Below are 23,708 nucleotides of genomic sequence, written 5' to 3' on the forward strand. Positions count from 1 at the left end.
GGAAATTGCTTAAAGGTAAGATTTTAAAGTAAAAAATGGGGTATGCAACAAAGTTATGGGGTTAATCTTGAGATAATCCCAATGAATTAGAAAAGAGGGGGATTTATGGCTGTTTTAAAGGAATTTCGGGACTTTGCAGTTAAAGGCAATGTGATTGACCTAGCCGTGGGTGTAATCATCGGCGGAGCATTTGGAAAGATTGTGGACTCATTAGTCAATGACATCGTGATGCCGGTCATTTCCACCCTTTTAGGGGGTCATATTGACTTTACCAACCTATTTTTGGTGCTGGGCAAGATTCCAGAGGGCGTTCCAAGAACTTTTGATGCTCTTAAGAAAGCTGGGGTGCCCATTTTTGCCTATGGCAACTTCATCACCATCTCCATTAACTTCATCCTACTGGCCTTTGTGATCTTTCAGATGGTGAAAGTTGTTAATAAGATTCGGGTCATGGATGCTCCACCAGCACCACCAACACCGGAAGATATTATGCTTTTGCGTGAAATTCGTGACAGCCTTAAAAAATAAGCACTCCCCCGTTTAATGTGTGGCAGCCCATCGCCGATAGCCCTTACTTTTGCGGGTTATAAATCAGGCTACATTGATGGGGCGTAAATTCATTAACTTAGAACAAGAGTTATTTAATAAGATTAGTAATGAATGCAAATCCGCCACAGATCATTTTAGAAATCATTGATCGCATACGAAATAACACGCTTGTAAATCAGGAAGCTTTAATTTTTACTGCTGTAGAGCAGGGCGCAGCAAACATCAACTACTTACTTGAATTAAGTATTTCGTGCGCACAACACAGCAAACTGCCAGACGCCCTACTCATACTAAAAAGCTTAAGCTCAAAAATAACTGATCAAATAAAAATTTATTACAACCTAGGTTTAGTTTATTCATTGAGTGGTAACAATCAAGAAGCAATTAAGGCCTATGAATTAGCGTTAAAGATTGACCCTAATGATGCAGACACACTGATCAATGTCAGCTCAGCCTATAACGAATTAAAAGAATATCAACACGCCTTAAACAATGCAGACCAAGCAATTAAAGTTAACCCTCAAATCCCAGAGGCCTGGATAAACAGAGGAAGTTCTCTTTGCAGTCTCAATTTATTTGACGATTCAATTAAATCCTATCAAGAAGCGTGTAGACTAAATCCACATTTATTTGAGGCTTGGCTAAATCAAAGTCTACCCCTCAATAAACTGGGGAAACATCATGAAGCCCTGGTTGCCTGTGATGAAGCATTGCGACTCCAGCCCCTATCTGACAAAGCTCATTCCAATAAGGCCATTACCCTTAATGAGCTTGGGCAATATAACCAAGCGCTCATTCATTTTGACAAAGCAACTCATCTCAATCCGAATTTGTATGAAAATTTTTATGGGAAGGGAGTTGCTCTCCATAAGCTGCATCGACCCTCCGATGCCCTATACGAATACAACAAGGCTATTGAGCTTAACCCTCATTTTGCTGACTCCTATTATCATAAGGGCGTTGCACTAAGCCAAACAAAGCGCTACAGGCAGGCCATAGTTGAGTTTAAGAAAGCACTTGAGATTGATCCCAATAAACCAGACTACTGGTTCAGCATGGGTGCCACCTATCTAGAGTTATCGCAAGCACTTGAAGCCAGATCACATTTTCAAAAAGCGTTAGATTTAAATCCTGATTTTTATCCTGCAAGATGGACTAAAGCTTTTACTTATATCCCCACTCTTTTGAGTGAAGATGAAGATCTTGAATTTTTAAGAAATCAATTTTTACTTGAACTAAAGCTATTGAATGAATCGATCTCTGATAACAAATTAGATGGCCTACACAAAGTAGTTGGAATGCACCAGCCATTCTATTTGGCTTACCAAAATTTGAATAATAAGGAACTGCTTAAAGAGTACGGACTGATTTGCGATCGATTCATGCATCATTGGCAGCTGACAAATCAAATAGGTCCATCAAAAAAGATTGAATACAGCAAAATTAAGATTGGCATTGTTAGTAGTCATATTTATGACCACTCAGTTTGGCATGCAATCACAAAAGGTTTTTTAAGTAACTTAGATCCAAATCGATTTGAAGTGCATCTATTTTATTTGGGGGCTGTGCTTGATGAAGAAACAAACTTCGCAAAACTAAAATCCACCTCCTTCTCAAATGGCGAGTCTTCGCTTCTTTCGTGGGCTAAATTAATTTCTGAAAAAAATATTGATGCATTAATTTATCCAGAAATTGGAATGCATCAATTAACCGCTCAACTTGCAAGCCTTCGGCTGAGTGATCTACAAATGGTGGCCTGGGGGCACCCAGAAACGACTGGCCTGCCAACTATTGACTACTATTTATCGGGGGAATTATATGAGCCACAAGGCATTGATGCTTATACGGAAACCCTTATTCAACTTCCCAATTTAGCCAGTTGCTACTACCGGATTCCTATAACGCCGGTTCAGCCTGTGCTCGAGGGAGTCTCTTTTGATGAAGAAACGCCGATTTTGCTATGCCCTGGAACGCCCTATAAATATGATCCTAAAAATGATTGGATTTTGGTTGAAATTGCAAAGCGCCTGGGGAAATGCAAGCTAGTCTTCTTTCATCACCATGAAGATCTATCTCATAAAGTGAAACTGCGCCTCACAGCAAAATTTAATGCTGCGAACCTATCTATTGATGAATTCGTTGTCTTCATTCCTTGGCTTAATTCGAGCCAATTTTATGGGTTGATGGGTAAATCCAGTGTTTTTTTAGACACGATAGGTTTTTCTGGGTTTAATACTGCAATACAGGCCATTGAATGCACGCTACCAATCGTGACAAAAGATGATCGATTTATGCGGGGCCGTCTTGCCGTTGGTCTACTAAGACGAATTGGGCTATCTCGACTAATTGCATCCGATGATGTTGAGTACATTGAGTTAGCTGTTAAGTTAGCTCAAGATCAACAATTCTCCGGGGAAGTAAGAAAGCAAATGCATGAAATGAAGCATTTACTCTACGAGGATACTAGCGTTGTCAGAGCCCTAGAATACTTCCTAATAGATAAACTTCGTGGGTCTTCTTCAAGCCCCACCATTTAAAGCATTGCTCAAGCTTTTCTTATGACGGAATTTAACTCCGCTTTTTCAGTCATTGTAGCAATCACCAATCTATAGCAGTACTGGCGCTTCAATTTCTATCCCCAAGAAAAAACCCACTGTGTTTCCACAGTGGGTTCATTTAATACCAAACTAACTTTCAACTAGCCTAAGCTAGCATCCAATTAGAAAGTGTGACGTACACCAACAGCGTAGTTATTAGCATTTGCGCTGAATGAACGAGCCATAGAAGTAGTTCCGTTTGACAGAACAACTTGGCCAGAGCTTTGTGATGTATTAGTTGCACCAAAGATTGTGTACAAGTTTGTACGCTTGCTCAACCAGTAGTTAGCACCCAACTGGTAACCAGTAAAGTCAGTTGTTGGGTTAGCGTAACCGAATGCTGTGTAACGGCCCATACCACCAGATGCCCAAACTTCAACAGTTGGTGTTACGAAGCTACGTACACCGATTTGCTGAGCTGAACGCTTAGCGTATGCATTTGAATCAAGACCAGAAGTCTCTTTACGGTTTACGTACTGAGCGTAAGCCTTCAAGATACCGAAGTCATAAGTTGCACCAGCGTAAACTTGGTTGTCTTTCATGTTAGTCAAGATGCCAGTTTGAGCAGCTTGAGTACGTGTCACAGGAGTAGTTCCAGCAACGCCTACAGCAACTTGATTAGTTTGTTGATTCCATGCGTTTTCTGTAGTGAATGACTGGTAGTTAGCTGAAACCAACAATTTTTGCCATGTGTAGTTAACGCCAAGACCCCAACCATTGCTATTTGTGTTGCCACCAACGTAACCTAGACCACTTGTGTAAGCAGCAGTTGCAGTAGATGTTGAATTTGTAGCGTATGAAGTTTGGTTCTCATTACGTGCATTTTGAACCATGAAAGCCTTACCAGTGAAACCAGCAAAAGACTCTGACTCAAAGCGCAACATGTTGTTTGAACGTACTGTGTAACCAGCGTTGGCGTTGCTTGCGCTACCGTCGCGGTTTGTGAGGCCAGTATTTTGTGGGTAGATTACGTCACCAACTAAGTTGTTCTGTTGGTTAGCACCAGTAGCGCCTACAGCTTCGTGAATTGGAGTGTACTGAGTACCGATACGTGCATTACCCGCACCTTTTTTAGCCAAGCCAACAAATGCTTGACGGTTATTAAAGGAAGAGAGTGAAGTTTGTTGTGGCTGAAGACCTGTTTCAAATGTGAAAAGAGCTGACAAACCGCCGCCCAAATCTTCAGTACCTTTGAAGCCTAAACGGCTAGTTGTTTGAGCAGATTGGCCAAACAAGCTAACGTTTTCAGCTGGTGTAATTTGTCCACCAGTAGCGTTAACTGTGGAAGCTTTTGCATTGCCACCAACATAACCAACGTCCAAAATACCGTAAACAGTCACAGATGACTGAGCTTGAGCTGCTGACGCAAACGCGCCGATTGCTGCAACTGCTAATAGCGATTTTTTCATTCTTTAAATCTCCATAAATTGAAAGTAATGCCCGAATAAAACTGGGACCTATGAATTTTGCTTGTTTTGCCCCGCTAGACTGGGGTTAAGGGCAATTAGGAGCTCTTTTTGCTTGTCAAAAGGCAGTTTTTTGGCTTTCTTCGTTGTATCAGGGCAACAAGAGCTTTGATTTCTGTTCTTTTAAGGCCTGGAATGCCAAAATTGTCACATGGCAAGTCGTGAATTCTTAAAAATCCTCCAATCTGCACGATTAGGTGATGTATCCGCACAACAAAATTTGGCATATGCCTATTTGACTGGCGCCTTGAAAACTCCAATTCAACCAGCTAACGCATTGATTTGGCTGGAAAAAGCCTACTTATCCCTTCAGAATCAGATAGTTAGCCAGTTAAGCTTAAGTAATACTGAAATTTCTGATTTGGGTGGCTATTCACCAGAAATTTTAGAAATCCTAGAGCAAATCTCGGCCGTGCCTTTGGAGGGAACCTTTAATTCACCGGCATTTTCTTTTGGCTGGGAATCATTTTGGAGGATTGCCCAATCTGATATTGATGCCAGCTATGCAGCCCAATGGCAACTTGCAGAACTTTTACTCAACCCCAATAAAAAAGATTTACAGGAAGAGCTTTCAGCGTGGCTTTTGAAGCAAGGAAATGATGGAGCTGATTTTTTTTCTTTGCAAAAGACGGCAAAGGAATTTCTTCTAGGGCTAGCTGACTCAGATACGGCGTTTACCAATTCTGCGAAAGAACTATTAATTCAGCTGCAACCAAAAGATGAGGCACTTTCCTCTCTTTGGAATGCTTGGATCTCCGACAAGAACGAAGCAGCACTCATGCAAGCAGCTGAGCTGGGATTGACGATTGCCAAACTCACGCTAGGTTTACGTCTAGCGCAATTTAATGAGAATGAACCTGCTGGCAAGCTTGTGAATGAGCCTGTAGGTAAATCCAATGCCTCCCTCAAGAAAGCAGCCTATTGGTTAGAGCTGGCTGCCAAAGATGGTGATCGCGATGCTTGGTTTGCATTAGGAGAAATTTATCGCCGTCCTCAGTTCTCCGGATATAACGCTGCTGAAAGTGATCGGTGTTTTGATCGTGCCGCAGATCTAGGTCATGCGCAAGCACAATTTAGAAGAGGCGCAAACTTATGGCGCAAGCGTGAAAAAGTAGAAGAGAAAATTCGGGGTCTTCAAGCCTCTTATTGGATTTGGCAAGCACACCAGCAAGGAGTGCCTGAGGCAAAAGAATTGCTAGGGAAGATTTTGGAGAATGTTTCTAACCCGAAAGAAAATGATTGGCATGAGTTAGCAACATTCGCAGAAGAAGCATTAAATCATCATGCGGAATATAAGCTTGATCATGAGTGGATCTTGCTGTGCCATAGACTCATCATCGCGAATCAATTTAACTTCAGCAAAGCTGAATTGCTTTTATGTGATGTTGGCGAACTGCAGCATGAGCATTGTGTCGTAGTAGATATTCGGCATGAGTTGCCAAAAATTCTACCTAGATTGATCCAAATTGATACCACCCAACAACGTCGCTCACTCTTAGCAGCAGGCAAGGCTTTTGCAGGCAGTGAAGCAGACCAAGAGGGTAATTTGCGACAACGACGTTATCGCTTTGATAGAGTAAGCGAGTGGCTTAAAACCACCTTCTCACAAGATCAAGCAGTGGCTTGAGGGTCGATGTCTTTTGATTTGGTGTCGGTTGTATCTCCATCATCCTCTGATGGTTTGGGAACATAGAAACGCGCTATCAACAATCCCAGCTCATAGAGCAAGCTCATTGGCACTGCCAACAACAATTGCGAGAGCACATCTGGTGGCGTCACGATCGCTGAAATTACAAATGCACCAACAATGACGTATGGACGAATTTCTCTGAGCTTAGCTAGTGGCACGATACCCATGCGCACAAGCACCACGACAACTACTGGTACCTCAAAGGTAATGCCAAACGCCAAGAAGGTAGTCATCGCAAAGCTAAGATAGTTATCAATATCTGTCGACATCTCTGCGCCTAAAGGTGCGTTGTAACTTGCCATGAATTGAAACACGGTAGGGAACACCAGGAAGTAAGCAAACGCCATACCAAAAATGAAAAGGCTGTAGCTACTTATAACCAGGGGCACGATCAACTTTCTCTCGTGTTGATATAAACCCGGGGCAATAAACGCCCATAACTGATACATCACTACCGGCAGGGCAATTAAGAAAGCAACCAACATCGTGACTTTCATAGGTACAAAGAATGAACCCGTCACATCAGTAACGATCATCTTTCCGCCAGCGGGCAATGCCTGAAGCAATGGTTGGGCAAACAAATGAAAAATATCAGGCGCCCAATAAACCAAGCAAACGAACACCACAATGATTGCTAAGGCTGACTTAATGATGCGATCACGCAACTCAAATAAATGAGACAAGAAAGATTCTTGTAAGCCTGAATCTTCTGTTGAATTATTTTGCGTCATTACTATTCGTATTTGCTTTTATTTGGGCTGGTTTATTTACCAGCACTGTGATGAAAGCGCTTCATGCGTGCAGCGCCTGATTGGACTCTAGTACGCATGCCAGTGGAATGCTTAAACCATACCGGCCTAGCGGCACGTCTCACACCCCAACTTTTACGACCCTGGCGCATAGACTTACGAAATACTTCTTTTTCATCAAGAGGGGCTCTCGTGAAATTATTCTCATAAATATCAGCTTGATCGCTGAGATTCGCACCAGCCTCTTGAACAGTAGACTGAATAGAGTTCTCAACATCTTTAAATGCGGAAACGCTTTCTTCACGGAGTTTCTTAAACTCCTCAACATCCATCTGTCGACTCACCTCAGACTTGACCTCAGCCATATAGCGTTGAGCGCGCCCAAATAAATTACCTGCCATGCGGGCGATCTTAGGAAGACGCTCGGGACCAACCACCACCAATGCAACTACTGCAATGAGTGCAAGCTTTGAAACTCCGAGATCAATCATTGCAGCTGCGCATTATTTAAATCTGAATTACTTGTTTACGTCTTTTGCTTGTACATCTACAGTTTTTTCTGTTGATGCAGCAGCGCTCTGAATTTGTTCTTTTGGCTCTTCAGCTCCCTCAGGGGCTTTCATACCATCTTTGAAGCCTTTAACAGCGCCACCTAAGTCAGAGCCGATATTGCGCAATTTTTTGGTACCGAATACCAACATCACGATCACCAAAACAATCAACCAATGCCAAATGCTAAATGAACCCATTTTTAATCTCCTTGGACTATTTTTTCCAGGGGCGCGGACCGCCCATCACATGCAAGTGCAAGTGATAAACCTCTTGCCCACCATCTGCACCATTGTTCACCACTAATCTAAAACCACCATCCTTTCCGGGACGACAGCCTTGCTCTTTGGCGAGACGCGGTGCTAATTCCATCATTCTACCTAGCAATGGCGCATCCACCACTTCCGCAGACTCCAGCATAGGAATATGCTTTTTGGGAATCATCAAAAAATGGATTGGCGCAGCTGGGTTGATATCTTTAAAAGCATAGATTTCTTCATCCTCATAGACCTTCTGGGATGGTATTAAGCCTTGAGAAATCTTGCAAAACAGGCAATTTGGATCGTGGGACATGAATTACTCCTTGCTTGCAGCTTTTCTGGCAGCTTTTTCTTCGATGCCAGAAGTGCCTAGGCGACGCTCCAACTCAGAAATCACGTCTTCAGGCCTCAAACCAAACTGTGACAAGGCAATAAGACAATGAAACCAAAGGTCAGCCATCTCACCCACCAAGAGCTTTTGTTGTTCTGGAGCCAGATTGGAGTTACGCGCATCTTTGGCCGCCATCACCGCCTCTGTGGCTTCCTCGCCAATCTTTTTCAAGATCCCATCATCACCCTTAGAAAAGAGTAAGGCGGTGTAAGAGGTCTTGGGATCGGCCTGGCCAGCCTTAAATGCATCTCGACGCTGGTCAACCACATTGGCCAGATGAGCCAAGGCGGAGTCTAAATTAGAAGGATTTTGTGCTGAACTAGTCATCAGGTGATTTTATGTCTTTTATTGCTAGGAAGACGAGGGATGGGTTATTTAGGGTCCTTAGACTCGTCATCCCAGGCAGATTTAGCCGAATCCCATCGCATAAAGAAACAACTATGTTCGCCAGTGTGACAAGCAATACCGTCTTTTTGCTCAACCATCAGCAAAATGGTATCGCCATCGCAATCGAGTCGGATTTCTTTTACCTTTTGAGTATGGCCAGATTCTTCACCCTTGTGCCATAGTTTTTGTCTGGAGCGAGTCCAATACACAGCCTCGCCTAAGCGCAAAGTGGCCAACAAAGCGTCGCGATTCATCCAGGCCATCATCAAAATATCTTTACTACCCACTTCCTGAGTAATCACTGGAACCAAACCTTGCTCATTCCAAGTAACGGCATCTAGCCATGCTCCAGCCTCTAAAGACTCAATTGGAGTGAAGGTATTTTTCATGCTCATCTTCGAATTATTTTCTTAGTGGATCGTCTGCACTTAAATGCGGATGGGAATACCCTGGCTCGCCATATATTCTTTTGCTTGACCAACAGTGTATTCACCATAATGAAAAATACTTGCCGCAAGCACTGCATCAGCATGACCTTTAGTAATGCCATCGACTAAGTGCTGCAAATTGCCGACGCCACCAGATGCGATCACCGGAACGCTAACCGCATCACTAACGGCTGCAGTTAACTCAAGATCAAAACCGTCTTTACTACCATCGCGATTCATACTAGTGAGAAGAATTTCTCCGGCACCACGCTGAGCAACTTCAGAAGCCCATGTAACGACATCCATGCCAGTCGCAGTTCTGCCGCCATGAGTGAAGACTTCCCAGTTTCCTGCCTCAGTCTTCTTGGCATCAATCGCTACAACAATGCATTGCGAACCGTAATAAGCAGCCGCATCCGAAACTAAATCTGGATTCGCCACTGCAGAAGAATTCATACTCACTTTGTCAGCGCCCGCATTCAGCAAGCGGCGAACATCAGCAACTGCGCGCACACCACCGCCAACTGTTAAAGGAATAAATACTTGAGAAGCAACATCTTCAATGATGTGCAATATCAGATCACGACCATCTGAGGTGGCGGTGATATCCAAGAAGGTAAGCTCATCTGCACCTTGTGTGTCGTAGCGCTTAGCAATCTCAACAGGATCACCTGCGTCGCGCAAACCAACAAAGTTCACGCCTTTCACAACGCGCCCTGCCGTCACATCAAGACAAGGAATAATTCGTTTAGTGAGCACTATTGAGCAATCTAAATAATTTTCTTGGCGAACTTAAGCGTTAACTCATCGGCATATTTTTGCGCAGCAGTTAAATCTAAGTCGCCAGCATAAATTGAGCGCCCAGCAATTACACCCATCACACCCTCAGCCTCTGCTTCGCAGAGCGCTTCAATATCTTGATTGTTAGATAAACCGCCGCTGGCAATCACCGGAATCCGAATAGCCTGAGCCAACTTAACTGTGGCATCCATGTTGATGCCCTTCATCATGCCATCGCGACCAATGTCGGTATAGATGATTGCTTCAACGCCGTAATCTTCAAACTTCTTAGCAAGGTCGATTACTTCATGACCCGTGATCTTGCTCCAACCATCTGTTGCCACTTTGCCATCACGCGCATCCAAGCCAACCATGATGTGGCCAGGGAAAGCTGTGCAGGCATCCTGAACAAAACCAGGGCTCTTGACTGCAGCAGTACCAATAATCACTGTACTAATACCGTCATCTAATAAACGTTCAATTGTTTCAAGATCGCGAATACCGCCACCCAGTTGAACCGGAATCTCGTCACCAACCGCCTTGAGGATCGACTTAATCGCAGACTCATTTTTCAGCTTGCCAGCAAATGCACCATTCAGATCGACGAGATGTAAACGACGCGCGCCTTTACCAATCCAATGCGCAGCCATGGCGCCTGGATCTTCGGAAAATACAGTGGCTTTATCCATGTCACCTTGCTCGAGTCGAACACAGTGGCCATCTTTTAAATCAATCGCGGGTATCAGCAGCATAGCGTTAGCTTAGATAAGTATTAAGGTTGCCAAGAAACAAAATTTTTGTAGAGCTTTAATCCGTATTCTGCACTTTTTTCTGGATGAAATTGCGTTGCAAAAATATTATCCCTTGCAACTGCAGAAGTAAACCAATCACCATATTCGGTAGAGCCCGCAATATCTTCCTTGCGCTGCGGCACAACATAGTAACTATGAACAAAATAAAAACTGGCCAAGTCTGGAATGCCATCCCAAAGTGGATGCTGGCGATCTTGGCGTACTTGGTTCCAGCCCATATGGGGAACCTTGTAAGCTGATCCATCTGGCTGCAATTTGCCAGCCAATTCAAAGCGTCGCACCTCACCAGGAATTAATCCCAAGCAAGGTGTCCAAGCAGCATTGGAATTGGCTCGCACTTCGGCACTTTGATCAAACAGCATCTGTTCGCCCACACAAACACCCAAGAGCGGTTTATTTTTAGCGGCATCTAGCAACGCCTCCAATAAACCAGACTCCTCTAGATGTTTCATGCAATCTGGCATAGCACCCTGCCCTGGGAGCACTACCCGCTCTGCGGAGAGAATTTCTTCAGGGGTGTGCGCAATCAAAACATTGGCATCGGGAGCCACATGATGAAAGGCCTGATATACGGAACGTAGATTCCCCATTCCGTAGTCAACGATCGCAATAGTTTGCGCCAATTGTTAGCCTATGTTCTGTGGTTTTTTGACAGTCTTCTACTCAACACTAGAAATTTTCTAGATTAGAGGCTGCCCTTAGTAGAAGGAACAACACCAGAAGCACGTGGATCCAACTCCAAAGCCATGCGCAATGCACGGCCAAAGGCCTTGAACACAGTCTCAATCTGGTGGTGAGCATTAATGCCACGTAAATTATCGATGTGCAAAGTCACTCCTGCATGGTTTACAAAACCACGGAAGAACTCAATGCTGAGATCAACATCAAAGTCACCTACGCGTGCGCGGGTAAATGGCACGTTAAATTCCAGTCCTGGTCGACCAGAAAAGTCGATTACTACGCGAGAAAGGGTTTCATCTAAAGGCACGTAAGAATGGCCGTAACGAGTGATACCGGCTTTGTCACCTACTGCTTTAGCAAACGCCTGACCCAAGGTAATACCCACATCCTCAACAGTGTGGTGATCATCAATATGGGTATCGCCCTTAGCGACCACTTTAAGGTCGATCATGCCGTGACGGGCAATTTGATCCAACATATGGTCTAGGAAGGGTACGCCAGAGGCTAGCTCAGCTTTACCTGTGCCATCTAAATTGATAGCAATTTGAATTTTGGTTTCCGAAGTGTTTCGGGTAACGTCGGCTTGCCGCATGCTTCAGTGCGCCGCGAGGCGAAGTGTTGATTGAAGCCTCATAATATCATTCCTAATACAGATATAAATGCCGATTTTGATTACTAGCGTTTATTCACTTTTGCTGATTTTTGACTAGAGTCCCACATGAGCCGCTTTTGGAGCCCCGTTGTTCAGACCCTCACCCCTTACGTTCCTGGGGAGCAACCGCAAATGGAGCGGTTGGTAAAGCTCAATACGAATGAGAGCCCTTATGGTCCATCCCCCAAGGCTCTAGCCGCCATAAATCAACAAAATACGGATGATTTAAGGCTCTATCCCGACCCTGAAGGGGTGGCACTGAAAAAAGCCATTGCCGATTTACATGGACTGAACCCGAAACAGGTGTTTTTAGGGAATGGCTCTGATGAGGTCCTAGCCCACGTATTTTTAGGTCTGCTCAAACAAGCAAAACCAGTTCAATTTCCAGATATCACCTATAGCTTCTACCCAGTCTATTGCAAGTTATTTGGCATTAACCATCAAACAGTGGCCCTGGGCCCTGATTTTGAGATTCGGGTAGAGGATTTCAAAACCCCCAATGGTGGAATCATTTTCCCCAATCCCAATGCCCCTACTGGTCGAGCCATTCCGCGATCAGATATCGAAGCTCTGTTGAGCAGAAATACAGATTCAGTCGTGGTGATTGATGAGGCCTATGTCGATTACGGGACTGAGTCTTGCATCCCCCTGCTTCGCGGAAATGCGTGCCCAGAAAACCTCTTGGTCGTTCATACCCTATCGAAGTCACGTGCCCTAGCAGGACTTCGCGTTGGATTTGCAGTGGGCCACCCAGCATTGATTGAAGGCCTAGAGCGAGTGAAGAACAGTTTTAACTCCTACCCACTAGGACGTTTGGCGCAAGCTGGAGCAATTGCTGCAATTCAAGATCAAGCCCATTTGGAATCTACCAGCAAAAAAGTAGCTCAAACTCGCGAACGCTTAGTCACTGAATTAAGCACATTGGGTTTTAATACGCTGCCATCAACAGCCAACTTTATTTTTACACGTCACCCAGAACATGCCGGAGCGAAGCTGTATCAAGCATTACGCGATCGTGGAATTATCGTGCGTCACTTCAAATCACCACGCATTGAAGAATTCCTGCGCATCACCATTGGTACCGATGATCAAACCAACGAATTGATTGCTGCCCTGAAAGAGATTCTAGCTAGCGCTTAAGTTGTACTGCAATTTTTTCTCAACCGCGATTGAGTTTATTTTTTCAGGCGCATCTCAGCTGCACGAGCATGAGCCGTCAGACCTTCACCGTGTGCAAGCGTGCTGGCCACAGCACCCAGGGTTTGAGCGCCTGCCTCACTCACTTCAATCATGCTTGAGCGCTTGATGAAGTCATAGACACCTAAAGGCGAAGAGAAGCGCGCAGTACGCGCTGTTGGTAAAACGTGGTTTGGACCTGCGCAATAATCACCCAGAGATTCGCTGGTGTAGTTACCCATAAAGATAGCGCCAGCATGACGAATCAACTCAGCCCATTTACGTGGCTCAGTTGCACAAACTTCTAAATGCTCAGCAGCGATCGCATTAGCGATTTCACAAGCCTCACTCATATTATTGACATGAATTAATAAAGCGCGATTAGCAAGCGATGCTTCGATCACTTTTTTTCTCGGCATCTCAGGCAGTAACTTGTTAATACTTGCTTGCACTTGCTCAATAAATTTCTCATCTGGGCAAAGCAAAATAGATTGAGCCAACTCATCGTGTTCAGCTTGCGAAAATAAATCCATCGCAATCCAATCGGGATTGCTAGAGCCATCACAGAGAACCAAAATTTCTGAAGGGCCAGCGATCATGTCGATACCAACAGTGCCAAACACTCTGCGCTTGGCAGCGGCTACATAGGCATTACCAGGGCCAACAATTTTGTCCACTGGCGGAATAGTTTGTGTGCCATAAGCCAAGGCGCCAACAGCTTGGGCGCCACCAATTGTAAAGACACGATCAACGCCAGATAAATAGGCGGCAGCCAAGACCAAAGGATTACGAGCGCCATCGGGGGTTGGCACCACCATGATGACTTCTTTGACGCCAGCCACTTTTGCGGGAATCGCATTCATTAATACGGAAGATGGGTAAGCCGCTTTACCGCCTGGAACATAAATACCCACGCGATCTAAGGCTGTAACCTTCTGACCTAAGCGTGTGCCATCGGCCTCTTCATATTCCCAAGAGTGGCAACCTGCTTCAATCTTTTGCTTCTCGTGATACGCGCGCACTCTTTGCGCGGCAATATCCAAAGCATTTTTTTGTTCAGCTGATAAACCTTCGTAAGCTATTTTTAATTCTTCTTGAGAAATCTCTAACTCAGTAACGCTAGCCACATTTAAGCGATCAAACTGCTTTGTAAAGGAGCGTACAGCTGCATCACCTTCACTTTTGACTTGGGCCAGAATTTTTACTACCGCAGCATCAATCGCTTCATCATCTGCCATTGGCAAAGAAAGGCTAGAGAGCAGAGTTTCTTTAAACCCTGCATCTTTACTATTAAGGCGTTTGACTTTGACTTCTGCTGACATGAGAATTTTCTTTACTTCAACAATTCAAAGAATGGCTGTAATTGCGTGCGCTTACGCTTGTAGGATGCCTGATTGACAACCAAGCGTGCACTGATGTCAGCGATAGGCTCAACCTCAACCAAGCCATTAGCACGCAAGGTATTACCTGTAGACACCAAATCTACAATCGCATCCGCCAAACCAACTAAAGGGGCTAACTCCATGGAGCCATACAAATGAATGGTGTCGATGTGCACGCCTTTATTAGCAAAGTGTTCACGTGCGCAATTGACATACTTGGTGGCAACTTTTAAACGTGACCCCTGCTTTACAGCAGCGGCGTAATCAAAACCTTCTTTGACGGCAACTGACATACGACATTTAGCAATGTTCAAATCAAAAGGAACATATAGACCGTCGGTACCGTTTTCCATCAATACATCCAAACCTGCAACACCGAAGTCTGCGCCACCAAACTGAACATAGGTTGGCACATCCGAAGCACGAACAATGATCAGGCGAACATCCGGATTGGAGGTCTCAATAATCAGTTTGCGTGACTTTTCTGGGTCCTCAAGCGGACGGATACCGATCTTGGATAAGATCTCGGCGGTTTCTTCGAAGATACGCCCCTTCGAGAGGGCTAAAGTTAACTTCATGGACTAATTATCTATCAGGCTTACTTGATTCGCTGAATGTTGGCGCCCAAGAGGGTCAACTTTTGCTCCATGCGGTCATATCCGCGATCTAAGTGATAAATCCGATCTACCTGGGTTTCGCCTTGGGCGGCCAAACCTGCAATCACCAAGCTAGCAGATGCACGCAAATCGGTAGCCATCACAATGGCGCCGGATAGCTTCTCCACACCTTGGGCAATAGCGGTATTACCCTCAATGGCGATATCAGCACCAAGGCGGTTCATCTCTTGAACGTGCATAAAGCGATTTTCAAAGATAGTTTCAGTAATGGTGGCATTGCCCTGGGCAATCGCATTCACCGCCATGAGCTGAGCCTGCATATCTGTCGGGAAGGCTGGGTACTCAGAAGTGCGGAAACTAACAGCCTTAGGGCGACTTTTCATAGAGGCTTTGATCCAATCAGTGCCCACTTCCATTTCTAAGCCAGCTTCTTTGAGTTTGACGATCACAGCATCCAATGTGTCTGGGCGACAGTGTTTTACCAACACTTCACCACCAGCAGCAGCGACTGCACATAAGAATGTACCCGCCTCAATACGATCAGCAATGACGGCATGTTCTGCACTGTGGAGCTTTTCAACGCCTTCAATAACCAAGCGATCAGTTCCAATACCGGTAATCTTCGCACCCATTTTGACAAGTAACTCAGCCAAGTCCCCTACTTCAGGCTCACGGGCGGCATTCTCTAAAATCGTTGTGCCAGATGCCAAGGTAGCGGCCATCAGTAAATTTTCTGTGCCAGTCACAGTAATCATGTCAGTCAAAATCGAAGCGCCTTGCAAGCGGCCCGTGGCAGATTTAGTTTCTGCTTGAATATAACCACTCTTGATCTTGATGGTGGCACCCATGGCCTTTAAGCCCTTAATGTGCTGATCGACTGGACGGGCACCAATGGCGCAACCACCAGGTAAAGAAACCTTGGCGCTATGCATTCTGGCAAGCAATGGGCCCAGAACCAAAATGGAGGCGCGCATGGTTTTCACCATTTCGTAAGTTGCTTCAGAGCTTTTAATATTTGCCGCGTTTAGTACCACGCAATTACGATCATTCACATCTGGAAAAGTGACTGTTACGCCAATCTCCTGCAGGAGCTTGAGCATCGTCCGCACATCTTGCAAGTCTGGAACATTACGCAGGGTGATAGGTTGATCAGTAAGCAAGCAGGCGCACAAAATAGGAAGTGCTGCATTCTTAGCGCCAGCAATCACTACCTCGCCCTTGAGCGGAGTGCCGCCAACCATTCGTAATTTGTCCATGAATCTATTCCAGTAAAAATCTAATGTCGTAATTTAAGTTGGGCTATTTTGCGAGAACTCTGCAGGAGTAAACGCCTTAATTGATAAAGCATGTACCTCTGCCTTCATGCGATCACCCATAGCGCCATACACCAGCTGATGACGCTGAATCAAACGCTTGCCTTCAAACTCCGGACTCACAATCGTCGCAAAGAAATGTTGTCCATCACCCTCTACCTTGACATGAGTACATGCCAGGCCTTGCTGAATATAGCCTTCAATTTGTTCTGGGGTTGGCAACATCACAATCTCCTAATTTCTTAATCATTCTTTAATACGTATTTTTAAGCACGAGCATCTGCTGCTAGTTTCTTAGCTTGTAACCTTTTTGGAGTAAACGCAAAGCAATAGCAGAAACCAAAAAAAAGAAACAAGCAACAATCGCCAAACTATTCCAAGGCGATATATCTGATACCCCAAAGAAACCGTAACGAAAGCCATCAATCATGTAGAAGAATGGATTGAAATGCGACACCACTTGCCATGCTGAAGGCAGAGAATGAATGGAATAGAACACACCAGACAGCATAGTCGCCGGCATGATGATGAAATTCTGAAAAGCAGCCAATTGATCGTATTTATCAGCCCAAATGCCAGCAATTAAACCCATGCTTCCTAAAATTGCAGCACCCAACAGTGCGAATGCCATGATCCATAGTGGGTACTCAAAGGATGGCATTGCAAACCATGCCGTGATTAGCAACACGCCTGAGCCCACCACGATTCCACGGAACACTGCAGCTAAGACATAGGCAGCATAAAACTCTAGATGACTAAAAGGGGCAAGCAAAACAAAAACAAGATTGCCAGTTACCTTGGATTGAATGAGTGATGAAGAAGTATTGGCAAATGCGTTCTGCAACACGCTCATCATCACTAAGCCCGGAATCAGGAAGGCCGTGTAATTCAGTCGACCATAAACTTCTTTGCCCTCAAGGACATGACCAAAAATCATTAAATACAAGACAGCAGTCAGTACTGGCGCAGCAACAGTCTGGAACGCAACCTTATAAAAACGCTTAATTTCTTTACGGAGTAGTGTTGGGAAACCGCTGCCATAAGAGATGGGTAATTTATTCAAAGTAGACTTCATCGCACACCTCCCGACATGATGTTGACAAATACATCTTCGAGATCCGTCTTGCCCTCGCCATCTTTTTTCACCGAGCCATACTGACTCAATAAATTGGCCGTGGTATCTAAAGCAACAATCTTGCCTTGTTTAAGCATAGCAATACGCTGACACAATGCCTCAGCCTCTTCAAGGTAATGAGTTGTTAATACAATCGTGTGCCCATCTTGATTTAGGCGACTGATAAATTGCCAGAGGGATTGACGTAGCTCTACATCAACGCCAGCAGTAGGCTCATCCAAAATAATTACAGGCGGCCTGTGAACCAAAGCTTGAGCCACCAATACCCGGCGCTTCATACCACCAGATAAAGAACGCATATTGCTATCAGCTTTATTCGTGAGATCTAGATTAGCCATGATCTCGTCAATCCAGGCATCGTTATGACGAATCCCAAAATAACCAGACTGAAATTGCAGCGTCTCTCTAACGGTAAAGAAAGGATCAAATACCAACTCCTGCGGCACGACTCCTAACATCCGGCGAGCATCACGGAATTGACTTTGAACATCAGCCCCCATGATTGCAGCATGACCCCTATCAGCAGTAACTAAACCAGCCAGAATAGAAATCAGTGTTGTCTTGCCTGCACCATTAGGGCCAAGTAAGCCAAAGAACTCGCCTTGCTCAATTGATAAGGAAACATCGTCTAGCGCTTGGAGTGCGCCATAATTTTTTGATACGTTTTTAATCGATATTGCAGAGTGCATGCTATGACAAGCCTAGCAACTCAGCAACGCCATATACGCCAGCTAGAACTTTTAGCTTCTCTGGCGCATGCTCTATCGAAATAGACTTACCTTCAGAAAAGAGATTTTTTTGCCATGCCAACAAAACAGTCAATACTGTCGAGTCAAAATCTTTTAGCGCAGAGCAATCGATCGACTGCAAACTGGGGATATTTAACAAGCCCTCTTTTTGCAACTGCAAGGCATTTTCTTGCGTAACGTTTTTCGGCAAAAGAAAAGGCATGGTGTCTTTATTTAACAATTAATTACTTGGCTTAGCGGTAGCCAATTGTTTATTACGGTCTTGCAAGAACTTCACCAAACCCTCAATGCCATTTTGACTAATTTGATTAGAAAACTGGTTGCGGTAGGCTTCAACCAACCAAACGCCCATGATGTTCATGTCATAAACCTTCCAGCCATTGGCTGTTTTCTCAAGGCGATAGTCCAAGGGCACTGGGTCACCACGGCCAATTACAACCGTTTTCACAACCACCTCTTTATCGTCTGGCGCCGCGCGCAAAGCTTTGAATTGCACAGTTTGGTCGCGCAATTGACTCAAAGCACCTGAGTAGGTACGAATCAGTAAATTTTTAAATTCCATCGAAAGTTGCGCTTGCTGCTCTGGTGTTGCTTTTTTCCAATTAGGTCCCATCGCCATTTCTGTTGTGCGACGCATATCGGTATAAGGAACAATTTTCTTTTCTACCAATTCCACAATCTTCGGAATGTTGCCCTTCTGAATATCAGGATCAGCCTTGACGCTTGCCATTACATCCGTAACAACCATCTTGATTAAAGCGTCTGGCGGAGTGGATTGATCAGGGGTCTGAGCAAAAGCAGTGCCGACCGCAAACAGCAAGCCTGCAAAAATAAAACTGCTGATTTTTTTAAAAATTTTCATATTCCACGCCCACAATCTTTATCTATATTGAGACTCATTTTAGTCACTTCAAATCGAATTGATGAACTGCTTATTCATAGGGATTTTCGTAAACCGGCATGAGGGGCTCTTCATCATTACGACCCTCATTAATTTGATATGCCCGTCTTTGAATATAAGCATCGCGCATAAAGCTGTACTTATCAATTGCAGCGCCATCCAACAAATCACCAGCTTCGTAATACGTGTTGCGAGCATTTACTACGCGCAAACCGGTAATGCTATTTCTTAAGCCAATATCTTTCACGTAAGTGAAAAGGTAGTCAGACTCTAAATCGGCCACAGTACCAAAGGTATCGCGCACATTGCTTGGCCCAAAGAAGGGCAAAACAACATATGGGCCAGAAGGCACACCCCAAACACCCAAAGTTTGACCCCAATCCTCTTTATGCTTTTCCAAGCCACCAGGTGTTGCCAGATCTAACAGTCCGCCCAAACCCATGGTTGTATTGACCACTACCCGCATGAAATCATTGAATGCATAACCCGGCTTACCTTGTAGCAAGTTAAAGAGCGCAGTGTAGATATCGTTGTAATTACTAAAGAAGTTGTAAATTCCATCGCGCACAAACTCGGGCAATACAAAGCGATAGCCAGCAACTACTGGCTTTAAAACATAAGCATCTAAGCCTTCATTAAACTCAAATACTGAGCGATTAAATGGCTCCCACGGATCTTGAGGTGATCGCTCTGCGCCAGCAGGAATCGATGCGCAACCAACTGTGGCAGCAATCAGACCAAGCAAAATTGCTGTCCTGATCTTTCGCAAAACAAACAACGTCATTTCGCTGCGCCCTTTTCTTGGCCGCTGTCTGCTGCTTTGTTGTAAAGAAATTGACTGATCAGATTTTCCAAAACAATCGCTGACTGTGTTTGAGAAATCTTCTCGCCGTTAGTTAGCATATCGTCTGATCCGCCTGCTTCAAGGCCGATATACTGCTCACCCAGCAAACCCGATGTCAAAATCTTTGCTGCAGAATCTTTTGGAAACTTATAGGTATCCTCAATCGTCATGGTGACGGTTGCCTGATAAGTCTTGTCATCAAAAGAGATGTTGGCAATTCTGCCAACAACTACACCAGCACTTTTAACGGGTGCACGTGGCTTAAGTCCACCGATATTATCAAAACGCGCAGAAATTTTGTAAGTAGGTGCAAAAGAAACAGCATTCATATTGCCGACTTTTAATGCAAGAAACAAGGCAGCCAATAATCCAATGGCTACAAAGATTCCAACCCAAACATCAATTGCACTTTTTCTCATAAGAGTCCCAGTTTATTCTTTCTAATTCGAGAACATCATCGCGGTAAGCAAGAAGTCCAATGCTAAAACCGATAAGGAGGAAATCACCACAGTTCTTGTGGTTGCTTGCGACACACCCTCTGGTGTCGGCTTAGCCTCATAACCTTGATACAAGGCAATAAAAGTCACTGCCACACCAAATACCAAACTTTTAATTAGGCCATTCCCAATGTCGGAAAAGAGATCTACTCCGCCCTGCATCTGAGACCAGAAGGCTCCAGAATCAACCCCAATTAAAGGAACGCCAACAAAGTAACCACCCATCACACCAACAGCAGTAAAAATCGTAGCCAAAATCGGCATCGCAATAATGCCAGCCCATAAGCGCGGTGCAATCACACGGCTTAATGGATCTACAGCCATCATTTCCATAGCACTCAATTGTTCACCGGCTTTCATCAGGCCAATTTCAGCAGTTAACGAGGTACCAGCACGGCCAGCAAACAACAAAGCCGTAATCACTGGACCTAATTCTCGGGTCAGTGAAAGCGCAACCAATAAACCCAAAGCCTGCTCTGAACCATAACGATTGAGGGTGTAATAACCCTGCAGACCCAAAACGAAGCCAACAAATAAACCAGATACTGCGATGATCACAAAAGAGTGATTACCCACAAAAAGAATTTGATCAGAAACTAAACGGGGTCTCTTTAATAAAAATCCAGAGCGCCAGATTACGGCAGCAAACATGCGCGCTGCAAGCCCAAGACTCGTTAAATTGCGACGAATAAAAAATCCGAGGTCGCCGAAAAGATCCATGGTCTTATGAAGTATGCTCATTTCAAGCTCACTCCAAAATCCTCTGCAAGGCTTTGACCAGGGTAATGAAACGGTACGGGGCCATCAGGGGAGGCATCCAAAAATTGACGCACAAATGGATCACTTGAGCGACTTAATTCCTCTGGAGTGCCTTCTGCACCAATGCGGCCATTAGCAATGAAATAAACGTAATCGGCAATTTCAAAAGTTTCTTCGACATCGTGAGTAACCAATAAGCTGGTTGCACCCAAGGCTTGGTTTAGATCGCGAATCAAGCGTGCAGTAATTCCTAAAGAAATAGGGTCTAAGCCTGCAAAGGGCTCGTCATACATGATCAAAGGTGGATCAAGCGCAATCGCTCTTGCCAATGCAACACGACGCGCCATGCCACCAGAAATTTGTGCTGGCATCAAATCACGTGCGCCACGCAAGCCAACAGCATTAAGTTTCATGAGCACTAATGAGCGCAGTAACTCTTCACTTAAGTTGGTATGTTCACGCAAAGGAAAAGCGACGTTTTCAAAAACACTGAGATCAGTAAAGAGTGCGCCAAACTGAAAAAGCATTCCCATACGACGACGGGCGGCCATTAACTCGGCGCCATTCATTTTGCCAATATCTTGGCCTTCAAACAAAACCTGTCCAGACTGTGCAGCGAATTGACCGCCAATGAGTCTCAGAATAGTAGTCTTGCCACAACCGGAACCACCCATGACGGCAACCACCTGCCCACGACGGAACTCCATATTGAGTCCCGAAAGAATTTGCCGCTCCCCGGGAGCATAGGAAAAGTTGACATCCTTAATTGCAACGACAACTTCGCCATGGCCACCACTAGAGGTTTGCTGCTTCTTTTCCATCAAGTTGGAGTGGCTACTGTTCATATCCTCGATATTATCGCGGCAGAACAGAAGACCCCATTAAATACTCATCCACTGCACGGGCAGCCTGACGGCCTTCACGGATCGCCCAAACCACCAAAGATTGTCCGCGACGCATATCGCCAGCAGCAAATACCTTAGGAATATTAGTTTGATAGGCATTTTGGCCATCGACAGTGGCTTTTGCGTTACCGCGAGCATCTTTTTCAACACCAAAAGCATTGAGAACCTGAGCTGCAGGAGACACAAAGCCCATCGCCAAGAACACGAGATCCGCCTTAATCTCAAATTCAGAATTTGGCATTTCTGTCATTTTGCCGTCTTTCCATTCCAGGCGCACGCAAATCAACTTTTCAAGTTTGCCGTCTTTGCCTTCAAAACGCTTAGTTGCAACAGACCAATCGCGCTCACAACCTTCTTCATGCGAAGAGGATGTTCGCAACTTAGTTGGCCAATAAGGCCATACCAAAGGCTTGTTTTCTACTTCTGGTGGCTGTGGAAGCAATTCAAATTGCGTGATCTTGGCAGCGCCATGACGATTGGATGTTCCCACGCAATCAGATCCAGTGTCACCACCACCAATGACTACTACATGCTTACCGGCTGCAGAAATTTCATTTTTGAAATCGCCTGCGTTTTCTTTGTTCTGTGGAATCAAGAATTCTAGAGCGTAGTGAACGCCCTTCAATTCGCGACCAGGTACTGGCAAGTCACGTGGCTGCTCAGATCCACCGCTAATAACAACAGCGTCAAAATCTTTCATCAACTGATCAGGTGAAACAGTTTTAGTTGAGTAATTTTTTACTTCAGCACCAATCGCTTCTTTACCAACAAATACGCCAGTCTCAAACTTCACGCCTTCTGCTTGCATCTGTTCGACACGACGGTCGATCAACCATTTTTCCATTTTGAAATCAGGAATGCCATAGCGTAACAATCCGCCAACACGATCATTCTTTTCAAATACGGTAACGTCATGACCAACACGCGCCAATTGCTGCGCAGTCGCCATACCAGCAGGGCCACCACCAACAACGGCTACTTTTTTACCTGTTTTAGCTTTAGATGGCTGCGGCTTCACCCAACCATTTTCCCAACCCTTATCAATAATGGCGTGCTCGATAGACTTAATGCCAACCGCATCACTATTAATTCCTAAGGTACAGGCAGCCTCACAAGGCGCAGGACAAATACGGCCAGTGAATTCGGGGAAGTTATTAGTAGATTGCAAAACATCCAGTGCATTCTTCCAGTCATCATGAAATACCAAATCATTGAAGTCAGGAATGATGTTGTTTACAGGGCAACCATTATTGCAAAATGGAATACCACAATCCATGCAACGTGCACCCTGTACTTTTGCTTCTTCATCCGTCAATGCAGCAACAAACTCTTTGTAGTGATGTAGGCGCTTAACGGGAGCTTCGTAGGTTTCATCTACGCGCTCAAACTCCATAAATCCAGTGACCTTACCCATATCGAATCCTTAGTATCTTTTCTTA

28 protein-coding genes are annotated in these 23,708 nt (G+C 44.9%); 4 read left to right on the top strand and 24 right to left on the bottom strand.

Annotated features, from left to right (window positions below; translation table 11 throughout):
• Positions 1 to 105: 105 nt before the first annotated feature.
• Both mscL and ICN16_RS08865 read left to right on the top strand, forming a co-directional pair.
• Positions 106 to 528, top strand: a complete 423-nt coding sequence (gene mscL / locus ICN16_RS08860; RefSeq protein WP_216136660.1) for a large conductance mechanosensitive channel protein MscL — start codon at positions 106 to 108, stop codon at positions 526 to 528.
• 128 nt (positions 529 to 656) lie between these two features.
• Entirely contained in the window at positions 657 to 3,086 is a 2,430-nt protein-coding gene (locus ICN16_RS08865) for a tetratricopeptide repeat protein (protein WP_216136662.1), read from the top strand.
• 182 nt (positions 3,087 to 3,268) lie between these two features.
• Here the strand turns inward: ICN16_RS08865 and ICN16_RS08870 are convergent, their stop codons facing one another.
• Entirely contained in the window at positions 3,269 to 4,555 is a 1,287-nt protein-coding gene (locus tag ICN16_RS08870) for a porin (RefSeq protein ID WP_216136664.1), read from the bottom strand.
• Between the two features lie 208 nt (positions 4,556 to 4,763).
• Here ICN16_RS08870 and ICN16_RS08875 point away from each other — a divergent pair, with 208 nt between their 5' ends.
• Positions 4,764 to 6,239: a tetratricopeptide repeat protein gene (locus ICN16_RS08875; RefSeq protein ID WP_216136666.1), complete on the top strand. Its 1,476-nt coding sequence runs from the start codon at positions 4,764 to 4,766 to the stop codon at positions 6,237 to 6,239.
• On the opposite strand, the gene tatC is transcribed toward ICN16_RS08875, so the two are convergent.
• The 10 genes from tatC to hisB all read right to left on the bottom strand — a co-directional run bounded on the left by tatC (position 6,224) and on the right by hisB (position 11,931).
• Positions 6,224 to 7,033: a twin-arginine translocase subunit TatC gene (gene tatC, locus ICN16_RS08880; protein WP_216136667.1), complete on the bottom strand. Its 810-nt coding sequence runs from the start codon at positions 7,031 to 7,033 to the stop codon at positions 6,224 to 6,226. The two genes, ICN16_RS08875 and tatC, sit on opposite strands and share 16 nt — an antisense overlap.
• Before the next feature lie 32 nt (positions 7,034 to 7,065).
• Positions 7,066 to 7,542, bottom strand: a complete 477-nt coding sequence (gene tatB, locus ICN16_RS08885; RefSeq protein ID WP_216136668.1) for a Sec-independent protein translocase protein TatB — start codon at positions 7,540 to 7,542, stop codon at positions 7,066 to 7,068.
• Positions 7,543 to 7,569: 27 nt separating this feature from the next.
• Positions 7,570 to 7,800: a Sec-independent protein translocase subunit TatA gene (tatA, locus tag ICN16_RS08890; RefSeq protein WP_216136669.1), complete on the bottom strand. Its 231-nt coding sequence runs from the start codon at positions 7,798 to 7,800 to the stop codon at positions 7,570 to 7,572.
• Between the two features lie 16 nt (positions 7,801 to 7,816).
• A complete protein-coding gene (locus tag ICN16_RS08895) occupies positions 7,817 to 8,173 on the bottom strand; it encodes a histidine triad nucleotide-binding protein (RefSeq protein WP_216136670.1) in 357 nt (118 codons plus the stop codon).
• Positions 8,174 to 8,176: 3 nt separating this feature from the next.
• A complete protein-coding gene (locus tag ICN16_RS08900) occupies positions 8,177 to 8,578 on the bottom strand; it encodes a phosphoribosyl-ATP diphosphatase (RefSeq protein WP_216136672.1) in 402 nt (133 codons plus the stop codon).
• A 44-nt stretch (positions 8,579 to 8,622) separates the two neighbouring features.
• Complete coding sequence (gene hisI / locus ICN16_RS08905; RefSeq protein WP_216136951.1) at positions 8,623 to 9,027, bottom strand: phosphoribosyl-AMP cyclohydrolase; 405 nt, start codon at positions 9,025 to 9,027, stop codon at positions 8,623 to 8,625.
• A gap of 39 nt (positions 9,028 to 9,066) precedes the next feature.
• Positions 9,067 to 9,825, bottom strand: a complete 759-nt coding sequence (hisF, locus tag ICN16_RS08910) for an imidazole glycerol phosphate synthase subunit HisF (RefSeq protein WP_216136674.1) — start codon at positions 9,823 to 9,825, stop codon at positions 9,067 to 9,069.
• 11 nt (positions 9,826 to 9,836) lie between these two features.
• The gene (hisA, locus tag ICN16_RS08915; protein WP_216136676.1) at positions 9,837 to 10,598 is read right to left on the bottom strand and encodes a 1-(5-phosphoribosyl)-5-[(5-phosphoribosylamino)methylideneamino]imidazole-4-carboxamide isomerase; all 762 of its coding nucleotides are present in this window, start codon (positions 10,596 to 10,598) and stop codon (positions 9,837 to 9,839) included.
• A gap of 20 nt (positions 10,599 to 10,618) precedes the next feature.
• A complete protein-coding gene (gene hisH, locus ICN16_RS08920) occupies positions 10,619 to 11,281 on the bottom strand; it encodes an imidazole glycerol phosphate synthase subunit HisH (protein ID WP_216136678.1) in 663 nt (220 codons plus the stop codon).
• Between the two features lie 62 nt (positions 11,282 to 11,343).
• Positions 11,344 to 11,931, bottom strand: a complete 588-nt coding sequence (gene hisB / locus ICN16_RS08925) for an imidazoleglycerol-phosphate dehydratase HisB (protein ID WP_062307133.1) — start codon at positions 11,929 to 11,931, stop codon at positions 11,344 to 11,346.
• A 126-nt stretch (positions 11,932 to 12,057) separates the two neighbouring features.
• Here hisB and hisC point away from each other — a divergent pair, with 126 nt between their 5' ends.
• Positions 12,058 to 13,131, top strand: coding sequence for a histidinol-phosphate transaminase (gene hisC / locus ICN16_RS08930; RefSeq protein ID WP_216136679.1), 1,074 nt, complete (start codon positions 12,058 to 12,060; stop codon positions 13,129 to 13,131).
• Positions 13,132 to 13,166: 35 nt separating this feature from the next.
• On the opposite strand, the gene hisD is transcribed toward hisC, so the two are convergent.
• From hisD to ICN16_RS08995, 13 genes are all read right to left on the bottom strand, one after another.
• Positions 13,167 to 14,489, bottom strand: coding sequence for a histidinol dehydrogenase (gene hisD / locus ICN16_RS08935; RefSeq protein WP_216136680.1), 1,323 nt, complete (start codon positions 14,487 to 14,489; stop codon positions 13,167 to 13,169).
• Between the two features lie 11 nt (positions 14,490 to 14,500).
• Complete coding sequence (hisG, locus tag ICN16_RS08940) at positions 14,501 to 15,127, bottom strand: ATP phosphoribosyltransferase (RefSeq protein ID WP_088526716.1); 627 nt, start codon at positions 15,125 to 15,127, stop codon at positions 14,501 to 14,503.
• Between the two features lie 20 nt (positions 15,128 to 15,147).
• Entirely contained in the window at positions 15,148 to 16,422 is a 1,275-nt protein-coding gene (gene murA / locus ICN16_RS08945; RefSeq protein WP_216136681.1) for a UDP-N-acetylglucosamine 1-carboxyvinyltransferase, read from the bottom strand.
• A gap of 33 nt (positions 16,423 to 16,455) precedes the next feature.
• The gene (locus ICN16_RS08950; RefSeq protein WP_216136682.1) at positions 16,456 to 16,704 is read right to left on the bottom strand and encodes a BolA family protein; all 249 of its coding nucleotides are present in this window, start codon (positions 16,702 to 16,704) and stop codon (positions 16,456 to 16,458) included.
• Between the two features lie 61 nt (positions 16,705 to 16,765).
• Complete coding sequence (locus tag ICN16_RS08955; protein WP_216136683.1) at positions 16,766 to 17,554, bottom strand: ABC transporter permease; 789 nt, start codon at positions 17,552 to 17,554, stop codon at positions 16,766 to 16,768.
• Complete coding sequence (locus tag ICN16_RS08960) at positions 17,551 to 18,303, bottom strand: ABC transporter ATP-binding protein (protein WP_216136685.1); 753 nt, start codon at positions 18,301 to 18,303, stop codon at positions 17,551 to 17,553. Before ICN16_RS08960 ends, ICN16_RS08955 begins: the two co-directional genes overlap by 4 nt.
• Before the next feature lies 1 nt (position 18,304).
• Positions 18,305 to 18,565: a lipid asymmetry maintenance protein MlaB gene (locus ICN16_RS08965; RefSeq protein ID WP_216136686.1), complete on the bottom strand. Its 261-nt coding sequence runs from the start codon at positions 18,563 to 18,565 to the stop codon at positions 18,305 to 18,307.
• Between the two features lie 18 nt (positions 18,566 to 18,583).
• A complete protein-coding gene (locus tag ICN16_RS08970) occupies positions 18,584 to 19,225 on the bottom strand; it encodes a phospholipid-binding protein MlaC (protein WP_216136688.1) in 642 nt (213 codons plus the stop codon).
• A gap of 70 nt (positions 19,226 to 19,295) precedes the next feature.
• Complete coding sequence (locus ICN16_RS08975; RefSeq protein ID WP_216136690.1) at positions 19,296 to 20,048, bottom strand: VacJ family lipoprotein; 753 nt, start codon at positions 20,046 to 20,048, stop codon at positions 19,296 to 19,298.
• Positions 20,045 to 20,527: an outer membrane lipid asymmetry maintenance protein MlaD gene (gene mlaD / locus ICN16_RS08980; RefSeq protein ID WP_216136692.1), complete on the bottom strand. Its 483-nt coding sequence runs from the start codon at positions 20,525 to 20,527 to the stop codon at positions 20,045 to 20,047. Before mlaD ends, ICN16_RS08975 begins: the two co-directional genes overlap by 4 nt.
• A gap of 21 nt (positions 20,528 to 20,548) precedes the next feature.
• Entirely contained in the window at positions 20,549 to 21,325 is a 777-nt protein-coding gene (gene mlaE / locus ICN16_RS08985; RefSeq protein ID WP_216136953.1) for a lipid asymmetry maintenance ABC transporter permease subunit MlaE, read from the bottom strand.
• A 17-nt stretch (positions 21,326 to 21,342) separates the two neighbouring features.
• Entirely contained in the window at positions 21,343 to 22,209 is an 867-nt protein-coding gene (locus tag ICN16_RS08990; RefSeq protein WP_370625627.1) for an ABC transporter ATP-binding protein, read from the bottom strand.
• Between the two features lie 10 nt (positions 22,210 to 22,219).
• Positions 22,220 to 23,683: a glutamate synthase subunit beta gene (locus tag ICN16_RS08995; RefSeq protein ID WP_216136693.1), complete on the bottom strand. Its 1,464-nt coding sequence runs from the start codon at positions 23,681 to 23,683 to the stop codon at positions 22,220 to 22,222.
• Between the last annotated feature and the right edge of the window lie 25 nt (positions 23,684 to 23,708).

The organism is Polynucleobacter sp. es-MAR-4 (assembly GCF_018882055.1).
Taxonomy (GTDB): domain Bacteria; phylum Pseudomonadota; class Gammaproteobacteria; order Burkholderiales; family Burkholderiaceae; genus Polynucleobacter.